The sequence below is a fragment of the Kitasatospora sp. NPDC048239 genome (assembly GCF_043202015.1).
Lineage (GTDB): Bacteria > Actinomycetota > Actinomycetes > Streptomycetales > Streptomycetaceae > Kitasatospora.
Window position 1 is genome coordinate 207,325 of sequence record NZ_JBICZP010000003.1, and the last position, 17,243, is coordinate 224,567.

The window sequence follows — 17,243 nt, forward strand, 5'->3', positions numbered from 1 at the left end:
CCGGGTGACGACAGGTGGCGGACGGACGCGGGGGCGGGCGGTGGCCCGACTCCTGCTGCTCTGCGCGCTGCTGGCCGGACTGTTCCTGATGCACGGCTCGCCCACCTCGGCGGGCGGCTGCCACGAGGCGCGGCCGGCCGAGGCCGCGCAGGCGGCCGCCGATCCGCACCGGCAGCACGGCGCCCCGGGCGCGCAGCACAGCGCCTCCGCCGCGCCGGACGGCCCACACGGGTCGGACGGCCCGCGGGTGCACGGCGGCGGACTCCGGGCCGGCGCCTCGGCCGACTCCTGTGTGGCGACCCGGGACCGCGACGGCGCCGGAGCGCCCGCACCCGCGGTACCGGCCCTCGCGGTCGGTCCGACCGCGCCCACCGCCCTCGCCGGGCCGTACCGGCGGACCTCGGACGGACCCCGGGCACCCCCCGCCGCCGGACGGCGGCTGCTGCTCCAGCTGGGCGTCGCACGGACGTGAGCGGACCCGCGCCGGCCTCCCCGCGGGGAGGCCCGGGCGCACCGCGTCCTGCCCGTACCCACCGGAAGACACCCCTCGTGATGCTCCTCGACACCCGCACCCTCGCCCGCACCGCCGGCGCCGCCGTCCTCGCGGCCGCCCTGACCGCCTGTGGCTCCTCCGCGATGAGCGGCATGGACCACGGCTCCGGCGGCGCGCCGTCGGCCACCACCGCCACCGCCGCCGACGGACACCAGGGCCACCAGATGCCCGGATCCGGCGCCACCGGCCGGCCCGCCGCATCCGCACCCGCCCCGGCCCCCGCCCCGGCCCCGGCCGCCGAGCAGAACGGCTACCGCCTCGACCCGGCCACCGCGGCCCTCGCCCCCGGAGCACCCGCCGAGTACCGGTTCACCATCACCGGCCCGGACGGTAAGGCGCTCACCGCCTTCGGCACCGACCAGACCAAGCGGATGCACTTCTACGCGATCCGCTCCGACCTGACCGGCTTCCAGCACCTGCACCCCGAGATGGCCCCCGACGGCACCTGGACGGCCCCGCTCGCCGCCCTCACGGCCGGCACCTGGCGCGTCTACGCCTCCTTCGTCCCGGACAGCGGCCCCGGCCGGGGCACCGGCCTGGTGCTCAGCCGGACCGTGGACGTCCCCGGCGAGGGGGCGGCAGCCGAGGCCGCGCTGCCCGCCGCCACCGGCAGCGCGACCGTGGACGGCTACACGGTGACCGTCGAGGGCGCCCCGGCCGCCGGTCGGGCCGGCGAGCTGAAGGTCACCGTCAGCAGGGACGGCAGGCCGGTCACCGACCTCCAGCCCTACCTGGAGACCTACGCCCACCTGACCGCCTTCCACGCCGGCGACCAGGCCTTCGCCCACCTGCACCCGGAGACGAAGGCCGAGGCCGGCGGCACCGGAGGCCCGACCCTGCCGTTCCACGCCGAGCTGCCGACGGGCGGGGACTGGCGGCTGTTCCTGCAGTTCCAGACCGGCGGCACCCTGCACACCGTCGGGCTGACCCTCAGGGTCGGCTGAGCCCCTGCCGCCGGGAGGCCGCCGCAGCGGTGACCTCCCGGCGGCGGTGACCTCCCGGCGGCGGTAGGCGAAGATGGACCGGTGACCAGCCAGCCCGCACCGCCCCGCCCCACCCGCCTGATCGCCACCGACCTGGACGGCACACTGCTGTGCGCGGGGGGCACCGTCAGCGAACGCACCGCGGCGGCCCTGGCCGCCGCCGAGGCGGCCGGTGTCCAGGTGGTGTTCGTCACCGGACGGCCGCCGCGCTGGATGCAGCAGGTCAGCGCGCACATCGGCGGCCACGGTGTGGCGATCTGCTCCAACGGCGGCGCGGTGGTCGACGTGCGGCGCGGTGAGCTGCTGGAGTCCTTCCCGTTGGGGGCGGAGACCGCGCTCACCGTGGTCGAGGTGCTGCGGGCCAAGCTGCCCGGCACCTCGTTCGCCTTCGAGTACCCCGCCGGGTTCGCCCGCGAGCCCGGCTACGAGCTGCGGATGTGGGGCTCGGACGAGGACCATCCGATCGGCCCGGCCGAGGAGCTGCTGGGCTCCGGCGGCCCGGTCCAGGGGCTGTTCAAGCTGCTCGCGAAGCACCCGGACCTCGACCCGGACAAGCTGCTGGGCGAGGCCAGGGAGGCGGCCGGACACCTGGTCGAGATCACCCGGTCCGCGCCCGTCCCGCTGCTGGAGATCAGCGCGCCCGGCGTCACCAAGGCCAGCACGCTGGCCCGCTGGTGCGCCGGGCGCGGGATCGACCGGAGCGAGGTGGTGGCCTTCGGCGACATGCCGAACGACCTGGAGATGCTGGCCTGGGCCGGCACCGCGTACGCCGTCGCCAACGCCCACCCGCAGGTGCTGGCGGCGGTGCCGCTGCACACGGTGAGCAACGAGCAGGACGGCGTCGCGGCGGTGCTGGAGACCCTGCTGGGGCGCTAGGGCCGGCAGACCCCGGGCCCGCCCCGGACGGAGTGCCGCTAGCCGAAGTGGCCGTTGACGTAGTCCGAGGTCCGCTGGTCGCGCGGGCTGCCGAACACCTGCGCGGTCGGCCCGGCCTCGATGATCCGGCCCGGAGTGTCGTGGGTGGCCAGGAAGAACGCGCAGGACTGCGAAACCCGCTGCGCCTGCTGCATGTTGTGGGTGACGATGACGATCGTCAGCCGTCCGCGCAGCTCGGCGATGGTCTCCTCGACCCGCCGGGTGGAGGTCGGGTCGAGCGCCGAACACGGCTCGTCCATCAGCAGGATGTCCGGCGAGACCGCCAACGACCGTGCGATGCAGAGCCGTTGCTGCTGGCCGCCGGAGAGCGCGCCACCGGGGGTGTGCAGCCGGGTGGCCACCTCGTCCCAGAGCCCGGCCCGGCGCAGGCTGGACTCCACCAGGTGCTCGCGCTCCTCCTTGGAGACCTTGATGCCGGCCAGCTTCAGCCCGCTGGAGACGTTGTCCTGGATGGACATCGCCGGGAACGGGTTCGGCCGCTGGAACACCATGCCGATCCGGCGCCGGACCTCGGCGGGCCGCCGACCGGGCCGGTACACGTCGTCGCCGTCCAGCAGCACCTCGCCGGCGAGCGCCGCGCCGCGCACCATCTCGTGCATCCGGTTGAGGATCCGCAGGTAGGTCGACTTGCCGCAGCCGGACGGGCCGATCAGCGCGGTCACCTCCCCGGCGGGCATGCCGAGCGAGACCCGCTCCAGCACCTTGTGCGAGCCGAACCAGGCGGAGACGTCCCGGGTCTCCAGCCCGGCCAGCGGGGCGCCGGACGGGTCCACCGGGGGCACCGGCGGCAGCGTCAGCGTGGTCTCGGCCGCGGAACCGACCTGGTCGTGCGGGCCGGACGTGTTGAGCGGGGGTGCGTCGGTCATCGGTACATCCGTCATCGGTACGGTCCTCCGGGCGCGCTTCAGTAGAGGTTGGGCAGCAGGGCGGCGGCGTTCTCGTAGACCGCCCAGAGCGTCGCGCCGATCACCGGTGCGAGGCTCAGGTAGGCCGCCGAGCGGTGCCAGAACCGGGCCAGCAGGACGGCGGCCACCACCGCGCCGAGCAGCCCGAGGGTCCACAGCTGCAACGTGGCCAGCGCGCCCTTGTCGGCGGCCAGGGCCTTGTCGTACGGGACGGTGGCGGGCCGGCCCCCGGGGTTGACCTCCGGGTCGCCCTCCAGCCGCGCTCCGATCAGCACCGTCGAGCCGGCGATCCAGTCGGAGTCCCCGGTGACCAGCACCAGCCGGTTGCGGACCGGGTCGCTGATCGGGTGGTCGCCGTCCCCGTACACGTTGACGGTGTAGGTGAACCTGCCCTGCCCGGTGGTCGCCTCGATCCGGTCGCCGACCCGGAGCCTGGACAGTTCGGCGAACGGCGCCCCGAAGGTCGCGCCGCGCCCGAACACCACGGCCACGCCGGACTGGCCCGGCAGCGCGGTGTCCCGGCGGTGGCCGGGGCCGCGCATCAGGTCCCGGCCGGTGGTGCCCTCGACCACGACGGCCTGGTGCAGGCCGATCGCCGGGATGTCCAGGATCGCGACCGGGTCCCCGTCCGCGGCCGCGCCGGTCGGGGCGACCGCCCGGGCCAGCTGGTCCCGGAAGGTCTTGTACGCGGTGGACTGGTAGTGCCGCTCCTGGATGTGCGAGAGCGTGAAGAGGTACCCGACGAAGCCGAGCGTGAGCGCCGCCAGCAGGCTGACCGCCCAGGCCCCCTGGAGGAACCGGCGCCGGGACGGCGTGGCGCCGCCGGTGGCCGCCCCGGCCGCCGCCGGCTCCGGGGCTGGCGGCTCCGGCACCCGGCCGGCCGGGAGTTCCGCGGTCCGGGTCGTCGGCTTCTCCAGCGCCGGGGCGGTCACGACCGGCCGCCGGAGGAGTTGCGGCGCCGCAGCAGGCGGCGGCCGAGCAGCGGCGGGACGAGGACGACGGCGAGCAGTTCGAGCGCGGTGAGGGTGGACAGCATCCAGTCCTCCGGGCGCCCCTCGACGGCGACCACGTTGGCCGGGACCTCCCCGACACCGCCGCCGCGGCCGCGGCCGCGTGCGACCACCTGGCCGGTCTGCGGGTCGACGACGTCCTCGGCCGCCGGGTCCCCCTCGGCGCCGGCTCCGGCGGCCGGGTCGCCGCCCGCGGCGGGCTGGCCGTCCGCGGCGCCGGTGCCGCCCGCGGCAGCGCCACCCGAGCCGGCCGCGCCGCCCGCAGCGGCTGCGCCGCCGCCGGTGGAGCCGCTACCGCCCGTGGCAGCGCCGTTGCCGGTTCCCGAGGGTGACCTGCCGCCGGCGGTACCGCCGGCCGCACCGCCGGTACCGCCGGCGGCGCCGCCACCGCCTGCGGCCGCACCGCCCGAACCGGAGCCCGAACCCGCGCCCGAACCCGAGGCCGAGCCGGAGCCCGAACCGGACTTGACCGCCTTGCCCTCCTGCACGACGCAGTCCAGCGGGGTGCCCTTCGCGTCACACGGGCTGGGCTGCGGGGCGTTGTCCAGCACGGTCAGCCGGCCGGCCGCGTTGAAGGTCGGGTTGTTGCAGTTCGCCAGGGTGTTGGCGTCGACCGGGCTGGCGTTGCCGGGGATGTGCTGGGTCTGCAGCAGGCCGCCGCGGACCAGGTTGCGCGGGATCGGGGAGTAGCCGAGGCCGTCCGCCTCACCCTGGCCCTCGCAGAGCACGTAGGCCAGGAAGCGGCTGAGGGCGCTGCCCTTGTCGTTGGTGAAGCGCGGCGGCGGCGGCAGTGCCGCTCCGGCCCGCGGCACGATCAGGTAGCTGTAGCTGGAGAGCGGGTACGACCTCGGGTCGTTCATCGAGTAGACGCCGTCGAGGTTCTGTTGCAGGTAGTCCGGGTCGTCGGCCGCGGTGGTGTCGTCCACCCCGCGGATCCTGGCGGCGGTGAGCGCGACGGCGACGTTGGAGGCGGTCGGCAGCGTGTAGTAGCCGGCCGGGTTGAGCACCTTCACGACCGGCCAGTTGCTGCGCTTGGCGAAGGCGTACTCGTCGTAGCCGATGGTGCCGAGGCCGGCCGGCGCCTTGATGTAGCCGGCGACGACGTCGGAGCCGTTCTGCGCGGTCATCCGGCCGGACGGCGGGAAGAACTCGGTGTACTCGCCGCAGCTGACGCCGTTGACGCTCTTGCAGTACTCGTCCCACTGCGCCTGGTGGGTGTGGCTCATCCACCGGGTGAACTGGGCGGTCGCACCCGAGCCGTCGGACCGGACCACCGGGGTGATCTGCAGGCTCGGCAGGGCCTTGCCGTAGTCCGCGGCGATCCGCGGGTCGTTCCAGTTGGTGATCTTGTTGGTGAAGATGTCGACCACGGTCTGCGGGGAGAGCCGCAGGTCACGGACCTGCTTGCCGCCGACGACCAGGTTGTACATGAACGTCGTACCGCCGGCGGTGATCGGCACGTAGGAGAAGCCGTACCGGGGGTTCTCGGCCTTGCCCGAGCCGCCGGCCTGGCCGGCCTGGCCGAGCCCGGTGTCCGCCTTCGAGCGGAACGGCACGTCGGAGGCGGTGAAGTCGTCCTGGCCGATGGCCCACTGGTTGCGGCCGGCCGCCGAACCGATCGGGTTGAAGTTGATCTGGATGCCCTGCGGGGCGACGTCCTGGCGCCACTGGTCGATGGCCGGACCGGCCCAGCTGGAGCCGTCGGCGTTGAGCGCGGTGGCCGCGAAGGCGGGGGTGCTCTGCCCCAGGAGCAGGGAGCCCGCGGCGAGGATCAGGGACAGCAGCACGGCGAACGTGCGTGCCACGGGGCGGCTTGCGGCCTCCCACGACATGGGAACTCCTCTGGTACTGAGGGTGGTTGAGTGGGACATCAGTGCTCCCCCAAGGCGGTGGCCGCAGTGCCCGGGGCGACGCCGGTACGGGCTGCGGCGGTGCGGGCGGTACCGGCGGCGGCGGTCCGGGCGGCGGCGTTGGCGCCGGCGGTCCGGGCGGTGGCCACCGCGGGACGGGGGCGGGGGCGGGCGGCGCCCTCGGCGGCGCGGGCGGCACGGGCGGTCCGGCGCTTCTGACGCATCGTCAACCGCCCCGGACGGCGCCCGCCGACGACGCGCGCGGTGACGAACAGGACGAGCACGATGACCATCAGGGTCAGGGCCGCGGCGAAGGCGCGCGCGATCATCTCGGGGTACGGCTGCTTGACGTAGTTCCAGATGTACAGCGGCAGCGAGACCTGGTGCTCGCTGAACGGGCTGCCGTTGAACTGCGAGGTGAAGCCCGAGGTCAGCAGCACGGGGGAGGTCTCACCGACCCCGCGCGCCATGCCGAGCACCACGGCCGTCACCAGGCCGGGCCGGGCGGTGGGCAGCACGACGTTCCACACCGTCCGCCACTGGCTGCCGCCGAGTGCGTACGAGGCCTCCCGCAGCGTGCCGGGCACCAGCCGGATGACCACCTCGGCGGCCCTGGTGACGATCGGCATCATCATCACGGTGAGGGCCAGCGAGGCCGCGAAGCCGCTCTTCTCGAAGCCGAGGGTGATGATCACGATGCCGAGGATGAAGAGGCCCGCGACGATCGACGGCAGCGCGGTCATCGCCTCGATCAGGGTCCGCAGCGGCCTGGCCATCCGGCCGCCGACCTCGGACATGAAGACCGCCGCCGCGATGCCCAGCGGAACGGCGAACAGCGTTGCCAGGCCCAGCTGTTCGAGCGAGCCGACCACCGCGTTGAGCGCGCCGCCCGAGGTGATCGGGGAGAGCGGGGCCGTGTGGTCCATCGACTGGGTGAAGAAGTTGAGGTGCCGGGCGGCGTCCATCCCGCGCACCAGGACGTAGCCGATCTGGTCGGCGATCAGGCCGACCACCAGCAGTCCGGAGCTCCAGGCGACCACCGAGACCACGCGTTCGCGGACCATCATCGCGCCCCACTGGAGCCGGCCGATGAGGAAGTAGCCGAGCAGGAAGAGGCCGTACCAGCAGATCAGGAAGCCGGGCGCGCCGCTGAACGGCAGGATCCGCTCGTAGAGCATCCAGTTCAGGGCCAGCGAGCCGACCAGCGCGCCGACCAGCGTCAGCACGTCCTCGCGGGTCACGCCGCCGAGCCGCACCCGCTTCTCGGGGCGGGGCGGCGCCGGGTCCGCGGGTGGGTCGGCCGGCGCGGGCGCGGCGACCGGCGGCTTGTCGAGTGTGGTCATCGGGACGTCCCTTCACGGCGGAGCGGCAGCGGGCGGCGGTTGGCGCGGTGGGCCATGCGTCAGTCCGCCGTCGACGCGCCGGAGCGGGACCGGTTGATCACGAAGCCGGCCCCCAGGTTGACCAGCAGGGTGAGCGCGAAGAGCACCAGGCCGGCCGCCATCAGCGCGGAGAGCGAGAGCTCGTCCGACTCGCCGAAGCGCAGCGCGATCAGCGCCGAGATCGAGTTGGCGCCGTTCTCCAGGATGTGGGTGATGGCCTTGAAGTTCGGGGAGATGATCAGCGCGACGGCGATCGTCTCGCCCATCGCCCGCCCGAACCCGAGCATCACCGCGCCGATCACACCGCCGCGGCCGAACGGCAGGACCACCGTGCGGACCATCCCCCAGCGGGTCGACCCCAGCGCGTACGCACCCTCCCGCTCGCCCTGCGGGGCCTGCGAGAACACCTCCCGGCTGAGCGAGGCGACGATCGGGATGATCATCAGCGAGACGACCACCCCGGCGATGAAGGTGGAGGAGGTGTAGGAGGTCCCGATGTCACCGGTGCGCACCTTGAGGAAGGGGATCGCGTCACCGAGGTGGTTGGTCAGCCAGCGGACGAAGCCGATGATCCGCGGCTGGAGGAAGAACAGCCCCCAGAGGCCGTAGACGATGCTGGGGATCGCCGCCATCAGGTCGACCAGCGAGACCAGCGTCGGCCGCAGCCTGACCGGCGCGTACTCGGAGATGAAGATCGCCGTGGTGAGCGCCACCGGAACGGCGATGACCAGCGCGATCACCGCGATCAGCAGACCGTTCGGCAGGACGGCGGCGATCCCGAAGTTGTGGGCCTGGGTCTGCCACTTCTGCTCGGTGAGGAAGGACCAGCCGACCTCGCGCAGCGCGTTCGCGCCGCGCAGCAGCAGGAAGAACGCGATCAGCCCCATGATCGCGAAGACCGAGAGGCCCGCCGCCCGCAGCGCCCCCCGGAACACCCGGTCTCCGGGCGTGGCTGGGGCGGTGATGACACGGGGGACATCGGGTTCTGGTGGACGTGGAGCCCCGGCGTACGGTGCCGCGGGCTCGGCGGCGGCTGTCATGGTCTGCTCTCCGGCGCGCTCGGTACGGAAGTACTCGGTACAGGGAGGCCCCGGGCGGTCGCGCCCGGGGCGGGAGCCCGGCGGGGCCGAGACGGCGGCCCCGCCGGGTGGTGCCTCTGCGGGTCAGGGCCGGCGGCGCACCCGTGCCCAGGTCCGGGAGCAGGCGCCGATGACGCGTCCGCCGGCGGGCGTGCCGCCGAGGAAGAGCGCCGCCGGGCCGCCGATCAGCAGCACCAGGCCCGCGAACACCGCGATCGGCAGCAGCAGGCGGGCGGTACCGGCGCGGTCGGCCACCGGGACGCCGGCCGCCACCGGGGCGGCCGCGAGCGGGCCGGCGGAGGCGCTCGGCGCGGCGGTGGGCTTGGCCGCCGGCGTACCGGCCGCCGGGGCGCCGGCGCCACCGGTGGTCGCGGCGGCGCCGCCGGTACCGCCGGTACCGGTGGTGCCGCCGGTGCCTGTGCCGGCCGAGCCCAGGCCGCTGGTGCCGGTGGCACCGGTGCCGGCGCTGGTGCCGGCGGACGTCGCGCCGTCGTCACCGCCGCCGGTGGTACCGCCGAGGGAGGCGGAGTCGTCGGTCACCGGGATGGAGGTGCCTCCGGTGGTACCGGACTCGGCTCCGGTGCCGGTGCCGCCGCTGGTGCCACCGGTGCCGCCGGTCGTCCCGCCCTCACCGCCGGTCGGCGTGGTCGGCGGCGGCGGGGGCGCCTGGTTGCCCGGCCACTTGGCGTCCTGGGTCTCCACGTGCTTGGCGGCGTCGAGCGCCTGCTGGCGCTGGGCCACGGTGAGGCTGAGGAAGCCCGGGGCGAGCTTGCCCGGCTCGATGCCGTAGACCTGGCCGCCGTTGACGACGGTGGTGAGGAAGCGCGTGATCGCGGCCGCCTTCTCCGTCGAGACGCCGGCGGTCGGCACCATCGCGTACTGGACGGTGGTCAGCGGGTAGGCCTGGGCGTCCCGGGAGAAGGCCGTGTCGGCCACCCCGTACGGGAGTTGCTGGGTGCCCGTGGCGGCGTCGGTCGGCATGTCGCCCACCGCGGACTGGAAGCCGTTGGTGGTCGGCGCGACGAAGCCGCCCGCCGGGTTGCGCAGGAGGGCCTCGGGCAGCGAGAACGCCTTGGCCTGGGCGGTGTCCATGATCGCGAACAGCTTCCGGTCGCCCGGGGCCATCGGGTCGCACTTCAGGTGGTTGCCGGTGGCGGGATCCGCCAGCCAGAGCTGGCAGGTGGACCGGTTCTCCAGAATGGTGCGCAGCACCTGGGTGAGACCGCCGAGGACGGGGTTCCACTCGAACTGGCGCATCCGCTTGGCGGCCTCGCTGACGTTCGTCGGGCCGGTGAAGTCCTGCGGCTGGATGCTGTCCACCGGGAAGCCGGAGTAGGCGCCCCGCTGGTAGAAGGTGTTGACCCGCATCCCCCAGGCGTCCGCCTCACCGTCCAGGAACCGGACGGCGTCCGGGTCGCCGGCGATCCACGAGGTCAGCTGGTGGATCAGGTCGGTGGTGCCGCCGACGATGGTCGGCTCGAAGCTCGCGGGCGTGCAGGACCTCGGCCACTTCATGCCGCTGCTCGCCGGGAACTGGTTCCACTGCAGGAAGTCCGGGTCCTGGAAGATGCAGCTGGGGTTGCCCCGCACCGACGCGACGTCGCTTCCGAGCGGCGAGTAGGACTGGGTGAGCAGCTTGGCCATCAGCCGGGGGGTGAGCTTCATGTCCCGGAGCTGGCGCCCGGTGTCCGGGTCGTCGACGAGGAACACCACCGAGATCCCGGTGGCCGCCAGCGGCGCGTAGACGTACGGCCGGGTCGGCGTCGCGGTGTCGGGGCGCGCGGTCAGCGCGACGTCCACTCCGGCGGAGCCGCCCAGGAAGGCCGCCCTGGCCTGCGGCTCGCCGCCGGAGGAGGAGTACTGGAAGGCGAGCGGGGAGTCGGCCAGGCAGAGGCCGGTGCGCCACAGCTGGACGGCCCGGTTGGCCATCTCCAGACCGGCCGCCTTGAACTGCGCGGCCCGGCTGTCGCAGTCGGCGGCGGTGGGCGCGAAGGACAGCGGGACGACGGTGCGCTTCTCCCAGGCGCACTGCTCGCCGATCTGGAGCCCGGCGAACTGGTTGCCGGACCACGAGCTGCCGTACGCCTCCAGCCCGCCGTCGCTCGCGGTGTTGAAGAAGCCGTCCACGTCGGCGCTGTGGTCGGTGCAGTCGACCGCCCCGGCCCGCGCCATGTTCGGGTCCTGGGTGTCGCCGCCGTAGTTCGGCTCGATCACCAGGGAGCACGGGTGGGTGGCGTCACAGCCGAGCGAGGGGCTCTGGGTGGCGGTCCACACCTCGATGCTGGTCGCCCCCGACCCGTCGGCCCCGGTGGGCGCGATCGCCATGTTGGAGGGGAAGTCCGGCGTCGTGGTGCCCTCCGCCGGGGCCTTCTGGTTGAACCCCAGGCTCCGGTCCGCGTTGTACAGCTTGCTGCCGTAGCAGTCCGTGATCTTCGGGTCGAGGCCGCGGCACTGGTAGACCCGCACCGCGTAGAACACCGTCTTGTCGCCCTTGGTGACGACGGTCATCGTCTCGCCCGCGGGGTTGACCGTCGGCGTGAACCCGCTCCAGGAGACCTGCAGCACCTGGTTGGACAGGCCCTTGGTCTGACCCACCGTCACACTGCCCGCGAGGGGGCCCTCCTCCCAGGTGTTCGGGTCCCACACCTTCGGTCCGGGCACCGTCACGGCGGAGGAGTCGGCCGCCTGCGCCTGCGACAGCGCGCCGAGGCCGATGGGGGCCACGCCGAGCGCCACCACCACCGACCAGACGAGCGCGACCGCCGGCAACCCCCGGCGCCACCTCCCGCGTCTCGAATCGGGCAGTAGTCGGAGTCTCATGACGGGCACCTCCGTGCGAACGCGCACCGCCGTGACGCGGCGCGAGAGTGGATCAGGCGGCGAGCAGGCCGGCGGTTCCGGTTCGCATCCATTCGGCCAGCCCTACATGGCCGGATCCGGTCGTACCGATGTACGAGACCCCAACGTGACGACTCTGTAGCGGAGTTGGGAACTCCACAAGAAACAGCGGGCCCGCGCGCGTACGCACGGACCCGCCGAGACGCCGGGCAGTCGGCAGGGGTCAGCTGCCGGTGGTGAAGGTCAGCGAGAAGTTGCCGACCGACTGGCCGCCCTTGAAGAAGGAGGTGTTCAGCTTGGCGTCGACGAACTGCGCGCCCTCGGCGTCCACCCGGAGGTCGGCGGCGGTCACCGTCTGGGTGGCACCGGAGCGGGTGATGTCGGTCGTGCCGGCCGGGTCGAGCAGCGCCACCGGAGCGGTGCCGCCCACCGGGACACCGGTGATCGCCCAGCTGTCGGCGCTGAACGCGAGCTGCTTGAAGACCGCGCTCTTGCCGGTGAACAGGTTGACGAACAGCAGGCTGCCACCGAGCTGGACGTTGCCGTAGTAGCCCTGCAGGTTGACGTCACCGCCGGTGACCGGGAAGGAGGTGGAGAAGCCCGAGGTGGAGTCGTAGGACGGGGTGGCGGTCGGCAGCGGGATGACCACCAGACCGTTCAGGGCCGATTCCTTCAGGAAGGCGGTGTTCTCGTGCACCACCGCGCTGCCGGTCGGGGCCGCCGGGGCGGCGTCGGCGACGGCCGCACCGCTCATACCGGTCACGGCGAGGACGACTGCGGCACCGGTGGCGGCAAGGCGGGCGCGGGTACGGGTCATGCTGAACTCCTAGGGAGAGGTGAGATGTTGTGCTTTGTTGCTGGTGGTGCGGGCGGTCGGATCGACCGCCCCGACGGCCTCCCCGCTCCCGCACTGCCCGGCGGGAGGGGCGCCGAAGTCGATGGGTGCGCGACCAGGTCAGGCCGTCGAACCGCAGGTGCCGGGCGGCAGCTGCAGGAAGCCGTAACTCTTGATCACAGGGCCGCCGTTGGCGCAGATCCAGCCGTTGATGCCGAGGATCCCGCGCAGCGTCGTGCCCTTCACCCCGGTGCTCTGCCAGTCGGGCCGGCGCACCACGTCCCGGAGGAGCCGGCCGAACGGGCTCGCCGCGAACGGCGCCTTGATCGTGTCGGTCGTGGTGTTGGTGGTCACGGCCAGCGGCTTGGCGAGCGTTCTGCGCATGAGTCGTCTCCGGGGAGGTGCCGCGGGTCCGCCGTGGGCGGTGGGGTGTGGGTGGCGTGGGTGGGCGTGGCCGGCGGCCACGGGCCGAAGCCCGTAGCCGCCGGGTGGTACGGGTGTGATCGGCAGGTGATCAGCTGTGGGTGGTGCTGCCGCAGGCCGCCGCCGGGAGGGGCAGGAAGCCGTAGCTCTTGATGTCGTTGGTGCCGTTGGTGCAGATCCAGCCCGCGTTGCCGAAGATGTTGCGCAGCGCGGTGCCGTGGGCGTTGGCGGCGGTCCACTCGGCGTCGCGGACGACGTTGTAGACCACGCGGCCGAACGCCGAGGCGGCGAACGGGGCGTTGATGGTGTTGGTGGTGGTGTTGACCGGCACCAGGGTGCCGACGTTGCGCAGGGTCAGGCTGCCCGGGGCCGAGGTGGGCGTGCTGTGGCCGCCGACGGTCTGGCTCAGGTACGAGGCGACCGAGTACGGGAAGACGGTGTCGTCACCGGCGAGGCGGCTGTCGACGCCCTCGTTCTCCTCCGGGCCGTCCTGGACGCAGCCGCCGACGACCGGGTTGCCGATCGCGGTCAGGAAGAAGGCGCGGGTGCCGGAGCTGGCCTGCGGCAGCCAGGGCTTGATCGTGGCGTTCGGCAGGGTGGCGTTGATCTGGGTCCAGTTGGTGATCGAGCAGTCGTAGATGCCCTTGAGCTGGGCGGCGGTCAGGCTCGCCGGGGCGTGGCCACCGGACTTGGCGGACCAGGTGACCGCGTCCTTGGCGAAGGCGACGAAGATGTCCGAGGCCGGGTCGGTCGCCTTCGGGGCACGCGAGGAGCGGGCCACGTCGAGCGCGGAGCCGGCCGTGTTCAGCTCGGTGATGCCGGCGCCGGAGCCGTTCGGGCGGACGATCGAGGAGGCGCCGGACTTCAGGGTGATGTTGGCCGAGCCCGTCGCGTCCCAGCTGTAGTAGCGCGGCGAGGTGGTGTCGCCGATGCTGGTCAGGTAGGCGTTGTAGTCGGTCGAGAACTGGGTCGACACGGCCTGCGTGGTGTCGGAGCCGGCGCTCACGATGTCCTGGGCGGCCGGGGTGACACCCGGGTCGGCGCTGGCGGTGCCGGCGGCGAGGGTGGCGACAGAGGTGGCGATGGCGGCAACGGCGAGCAGCTTGGCAGCGGTCTTGCGCATGTTCCTGTTCCTCCGGTGGGAGAGACGTACATCGCTGTACCCGGTCCCTGGTTGGGGTTCCGGGGCCGGCTGACCGCGTCCGCGGCGGCCGCTCCGGCAGACCTGATCCTGTCCGCCGGTCCGGTTCCGCCGGAAGGGCGGTCCAGCACGGACGGAGATTGTCGACTCATCGGTTCGGACAGGTTTAGCGACTGGTCAGCGCGGACGTCGCGGGGGGAAAACGCGCAGGTCGGGGGCCGGATACGTTCTTCTCCAGGTGGCGGCTCGGGGGGTTGCCGGAAACCTGCGCTTCACCGGATCGAGGGGGAACCGGGGGCTGCTCACCCGGTTCAGGGACGGATCGCCGAGGAGGTCGGCGGAACGCCGAAGGCGGCCGACTATCACGGCAAACGATCACGGCCGACGGTTGTTCGGAAAGGGTCGGCGGGAGCGGCAGTCGGTCACCAGGGCCAGTGGCCGTCGCGGCCACCGCGGCGCAACTCCTGGCCGATCCACTGGAGTCCGGCCAGGAACCCCTCGACCCCGGCCTGGCACTGGTCGCGGCGCAGATAGCCGCGCGCGCTGCGGGCGACCGGCACCGCCTCGCCCGCACCCGGACGGGTGCTGCGCACCGGCAGGTACGCCGTCCAGACCCAGAGCCGGCCCTCGGACTGTCCGACGGTGCACCGCAGGGCGGCCCGTTCGATGATCAGTTCTCTTACCGCCTCCGCGAGTTCGGCCTCGCTGCGGTAGGCGCGCACGCCGACCCCCAGCTGCCGCCCGTTGGCGGCGCGCAGTGCCCAGCAGAGGCACCGGTCGGCCGCAGGGAGGGTCAGCAGTCTCGGACCGCGCCCCTCAGCGGGCATCGGAGGGTCTCAACGGTCTCCCGGGGTCGGGCAGTTCGAGGGCCGGCTGCTTGGCCAGCAGCACCACGAACCGGCGGAAGGCGTTCTGACAGGTCGCGTACCGCTCGTACGCGCGGCTGGAACGCACCTCGGGCAGGGTGCGGGAGCCGGGGACGACCCAGATCCACCCGATGCCGTCGCGGACATGGGTGATCCGGGCGACCAGGCCGTCCGCACCCACCCGTAAGCCGTCGAAGCCGCGTTCGGCCTCGCCGGCGCTCTCGTACGCGGCCGGGGTGATCGCCACCACCCGGCCGTTGGGCGCCTTCAGCTGCCATCGGTAGCGCCCGTCCGGCGCCCGTTCGGCCCGGAATCCCCCTCGACTTGCCCCTGCTGCGGTGTGACCGCGACCCGACGCGTCCACTGCTCCCCCAGTCCGGTACCTCTCCGAGACGGGAGTAAAGCTATGTGTGCACACAAGCACGCAGGAAGGGTGGGAAATGCACAACTTGCTCCGTTGGCCGGGAAGTTCTCTCTCGTTAAACTTTCACCAAGCGCACACCAACTGAACGCCGCCCTCCCTTTACGCGCACAGGCCGTTCGAAGACCCCCGACCCCCGGAGCCGCTTCGCGCCGCGCCGGGCCGGACGGTCGCTCAGCACCGGACGGCCACTCAGAGCCGGGCCGTCCAGCGGACCAGCGTCCCCTTCCCGTACGGCCCGGGCTCGTGCCAGGCGTCCCCGCCGAGCGCCTCCGCCCGCCGGGTGAGGTTGCGCAGACCGCTGCGCCGGCCCCCGGGCGGGATGCCGATGCCGTCGTCCGTCACGGTGAGCAGCACCCCCGGGCGCCCGGCCCGGTCCAGCGACTCCGGGTCGCCGCCGACCGGGCGGCCCTCGTCGTCCAGGTGGACGGTCGCGTCGACCTCCACCCCCACCCGGGAGGCCCGCGCGTGCCGGGCGGTGTTGGACAGCATCTCCCTTAGCGCGGCCAGCAGTTGACGGCCGGTCTTCTCGCCCACCAGGCTCTCCACCGGGCCGGTGAAGGTCACCGAGGGCTTGAACCCGAGCGCCGCCGCGGCCTGACTGCCCTCCCGCAGCACCCGGGTGCGCAGGGTGTCCGGCGCATCGCCGTGGTCGTCGTGCTGCAGGGCGTAGATGGTGGTGCGGACCTCCTGGATGGTGGCGTCCAGCTCGTCCACCGCCTTGCCGATGCCGACCTTCACCTCGGGCACCATCGCCCGCCGCGCCGCGCCCTCCAGCATCATCCCGGTGGCGAACAGCCGCTGGATCACCAGGTCGTGGAGGTCGCGGGCGATCCGGTCGCGGTCCTGGAAGACCGCCAGCCGCTGCTGGTCGCGCTGCCCCTCGGCCAGCCGCAGGGCCAGCGCGGCCTGCGAGGCGAAGGTCTCGGCGAGCTGCTTCTCGGCGTCGGTGAACGGCACCGCCCCGCGGGAGCGCCAGACGCACAGTCCGCCCAGCACCCGGCCCGCCGCGACCATCGGCACCGCCATCGAGGGGCCGAAGCTGCGCGCCAGGCGGATCACCACGGTCGGGTCGCTCGACATGTCGTCCAGGTAGACGCTCTCGCCCCGCAGCAGCCGCGCGGCGAAGCTGTCCGGCGGCAGCAGCTCGCCCCGGACGAACTCGGCCGCCTCCCCGGAGGCGTGGGCCACCCGCATCTGGCCGCCGCCGTCGCCGTCCACCGTCGGCAGCAGGATCATGCCGAGCGCCGCGCCCGCCAGCTCCCGCACCTGCTCGGCCGCCACGGTCAGCGCGACCTGCGCCTCGTCGGTGGAGAGCAGCGCCGTCGTGACGGCCGCGGCGCCCGCGATCCAGCGCTCGCGGCGCCGGCCCTCCTCGTACAGCCGGGAGTTCTCGATCGCGACGCCGGCCGCCGCGGCGAGCGCGTGCACCACCTGCTCGTCCTCGGGGGTGAAGGCGCCGCCGCCCTTCTTCTCGGTCAGGTAGAGGTTTCCGAACACCTCCTCGCGGACCCGGATCGGCTCGCCGAGGAAGGTCCGCATCGCCGGGTGTTCCGGCGGGAACCCGTAGGACCGCGGGTCGGCGGAGAGGTCGGTGAGCCGCAGCGGCTCGGGGCGGTCGATCAGCGCGCCGAGGATGCCCCGGCCGACCGGCAGCTCGCCGATCCGCTCGGCCGTCTCGTCGTCCACCCCGACGTGGATGAAGTCGGCGAGCCCGTGGCCGCCCGGGGCGATCACGCCGAGCGCGGCGTAACGGGCGTCGACCAGCTCGGCGGCGCCGGTGGCGATCCGCTGCAGGGTGGCGTGCAGGTCCAGCCCGGCGCCGACCGAGACCACCGCCTCCAGCAGCCGCTGCATCCGGTCGGTGACGGCCGCCGCGGACTGCAGGCGCTCCGCCACCTCGGTCACCAGGGTGTCCAGCCCGAGCGAGGAGATCTCGGGCACCCGGTGCGGGGTCTGGTCGGTTGCGGCGTCGGCCGGGCGGTCGGGCGAGGGGTCCATGGATCCGAGCGTAGTTTGTA

Annotated in this window: 15 protein-coding genes; 3 read left to right on the top strand and 12 right to left on the bottom strand. The window is 73.6% G+C overall.

The window, feature by feature from the left end; all coding sequences use genetic code 11:
- Window positions 1-40: 40 nt before the first annotated feature.
- From ACGFZP_RS08740 to ACGFZP_RS08750, 3 genes are all read left to right on the top strand, one after another.
- Window positions 41-472, top strand: coding sequence for a hypothetical protein (locus ACGFZP_RS08740; RefSeq protein WP_392930046.1), 432 nt, complete (start codon window positions 41-43; stop codon window positions 470-472).
- Window positions 473-552: 80 nt separating this feature from the next.
- Window positions 553-1,497, top strand: a complete 945-nt coding sequence (locus tag ACGFZP_RS08745) for a hypothetical protein (protein WP_392930048.1) — start codon at window positions 553-555, stop codon at window positions 1,495-1,497.
- Window positions 1,498-1,578: 81 nt separating this feature from the next.
- Window positions 1,579-2,412: an HAD family hydrolase gene (locus ACGFZP_RS08750; RefSeq protein ID WP_392930050.1), complete on the top strand. Its 834-nt coding sequence runs from the start codon at window positions 1,579-1,581 to the stop codon at window positions 2,410-2,412.
- A 38-nt stretch (window positions 2,413-2,450) separates the two neighbouring features.
- Here the strand turns inward: ACGFZP_RS08750 and ACGFZP_RS08755 are convergent, their stop codons facing one another.
- From ACGFZP_RS08755 to ACGFZP_RS08810, 12 genes are all read right to left on the bottom strand, one after another.
- Complete coding sequence (locus tag ACGFZP_RS08755) at window positions 2,451-3,338, bottom strand: phosphate ABC transporter ATP-binding protein (protein ID WP_392930052.1); 888 nt, start codon at window positions 3,336-3,338, stop codon at window positions 2,451-2,453.
- 38 nt (window positions 3,339-3,376) lie between these two features.
- On the bottom strand, window positions 3,377-4,309 hold the full coding sequence (locus ACGFZP_RS08760) for a class E sortase (RefSeq protein WP_392930053.1): 933 nt from the start codon (window positions 4,307-4,309) through the stop codon (window positions 3,377-3,379).
- Entirely contained in the window at window positions 4,306-6,192 is a 1,887-nt protein-coding gene (locus ACGFZP_RS08765; RefSeq protein ID WP_392930055.1) for a substrate-binding domain-containing protein, read from the bottom strand. Before ACGFZP_RS08765 ends, ACGFZP_RS08760 begins: the two co-directional genes overlap by 4 nt.
- 65 nt (window positions 6,193-6,257) lie before the next feature.
- Window positions 6,258-7,580, bottom strand: a complete 1,323-nt coding sequence (gene pstA / locus ACGFZP_RS08770; protein WP_392930056.1) for a phosphate ABC transporter permease PstA — start codon at window positions 7,578-7,580, stop codon at window positions 6,258-6,260.
- Window positions 7,581-7,639: 59 nt separating this feature from the next.
- A complete protein-coding gene (gene pstC, locus ACGFZP_RS08775; RefSeq protein ID WP_392930058.1) occupies window positions 7,640-8,554 on the bottom strand; it encodes a phosphate ABC transporter permease subunit PstC in 915 nt (304 codons plus the stop codon).
- Window positions 8,555-8,782: 228 nt separating this feature from the next.
- On the bottom strand, window positions 8,783-11,467 hold the full coding sequence (locus ACGFZP_RS08780) for a hypothetical protein (protein ID WP_392930061.1): 2,685 nt from the start codon (window positions 11,465-11,467) through the stop codon (window positions 8,783-8,785).
- Between the two features lie 292 nt (window positions 11,468-11,759).
- Window positions 11,760-12,353 carry a hypothetical protein gene (locus ACGFZP_RS08785; RefSeq protein WP_392930063.1) on the bottom strand — a complete coding sequence of 198 codons (594 nt, stop codon included), beginning with the start codon at window positions 12,351-12,353 and terminating at the stop codon, window positions 11,760-11,762.
- Between the two features lie 138 nt (window positions 12,354-12,491).
- Complete coding sequence (locus tag ACGFZP_RS08790; RefSeq protein WP_392930065.1) at window positions 12,492-12,755, bottom strand: hypothetical protein; 264 nt, start codon at window positions 12,753-12,755, stop codon at window positions 12,492-12,494.
- Between the two features lie 130 nt (window positions 12,756-12,885).
- On the bottom strand, window positions 12,886-13,917 hold the full coding sequence (locus ACGFZP_RS08795; protein WP_392930067.1) for a PstS family phosphate ABC transporter substrate-binding protein: 1,032 nt from the start codon (window positions 13,915-13,917) through the stop codon (window positions 12,886-12,888).
- Window positions 13,918-14,357: 440 nt separating this feature from the next.
- Window positions 14,358-14,762, bottom strand: a complete 405-nt coding sequence (locus ACGFZP_RS08800; protein ID WP_392930069.1) for a hypothetical protein — start codon at window positions 14,760-14,762, stop codon at window positions 14,358-14,360.
- Window positions 14,752-15,048: a hypothetical protein gene (locus ACGFZP_RS08805; RefSeq protein WP_392930071.1), complete on the bottom strand. Its 297-nt coding sequence runs from the start codon at window positions 15,046-15,048 to the stop codon at window positions 14,752-14,754. The genes ACGFZP_RS08800 and ACGFZP_RS08805 overlap by 11 nt, the downstream gene beginning before the upstream one ends.
- A 366-nt stretch (window positions 15,049-15,414) precedes the next feature.
- Complete coding sequence (locus ACGFZP_RS08810; RefSeq protein ID WP_392930072.1) at window positions 15,415-17,223, bottom strand: GAF domain-containing protein; 1,809 nt, start codon at window positions 17,221-17,223, stop codon at window positions 15,415-15,417.
- Window positions 17,224-17,243: the final 20 nt, after the last annotated feature.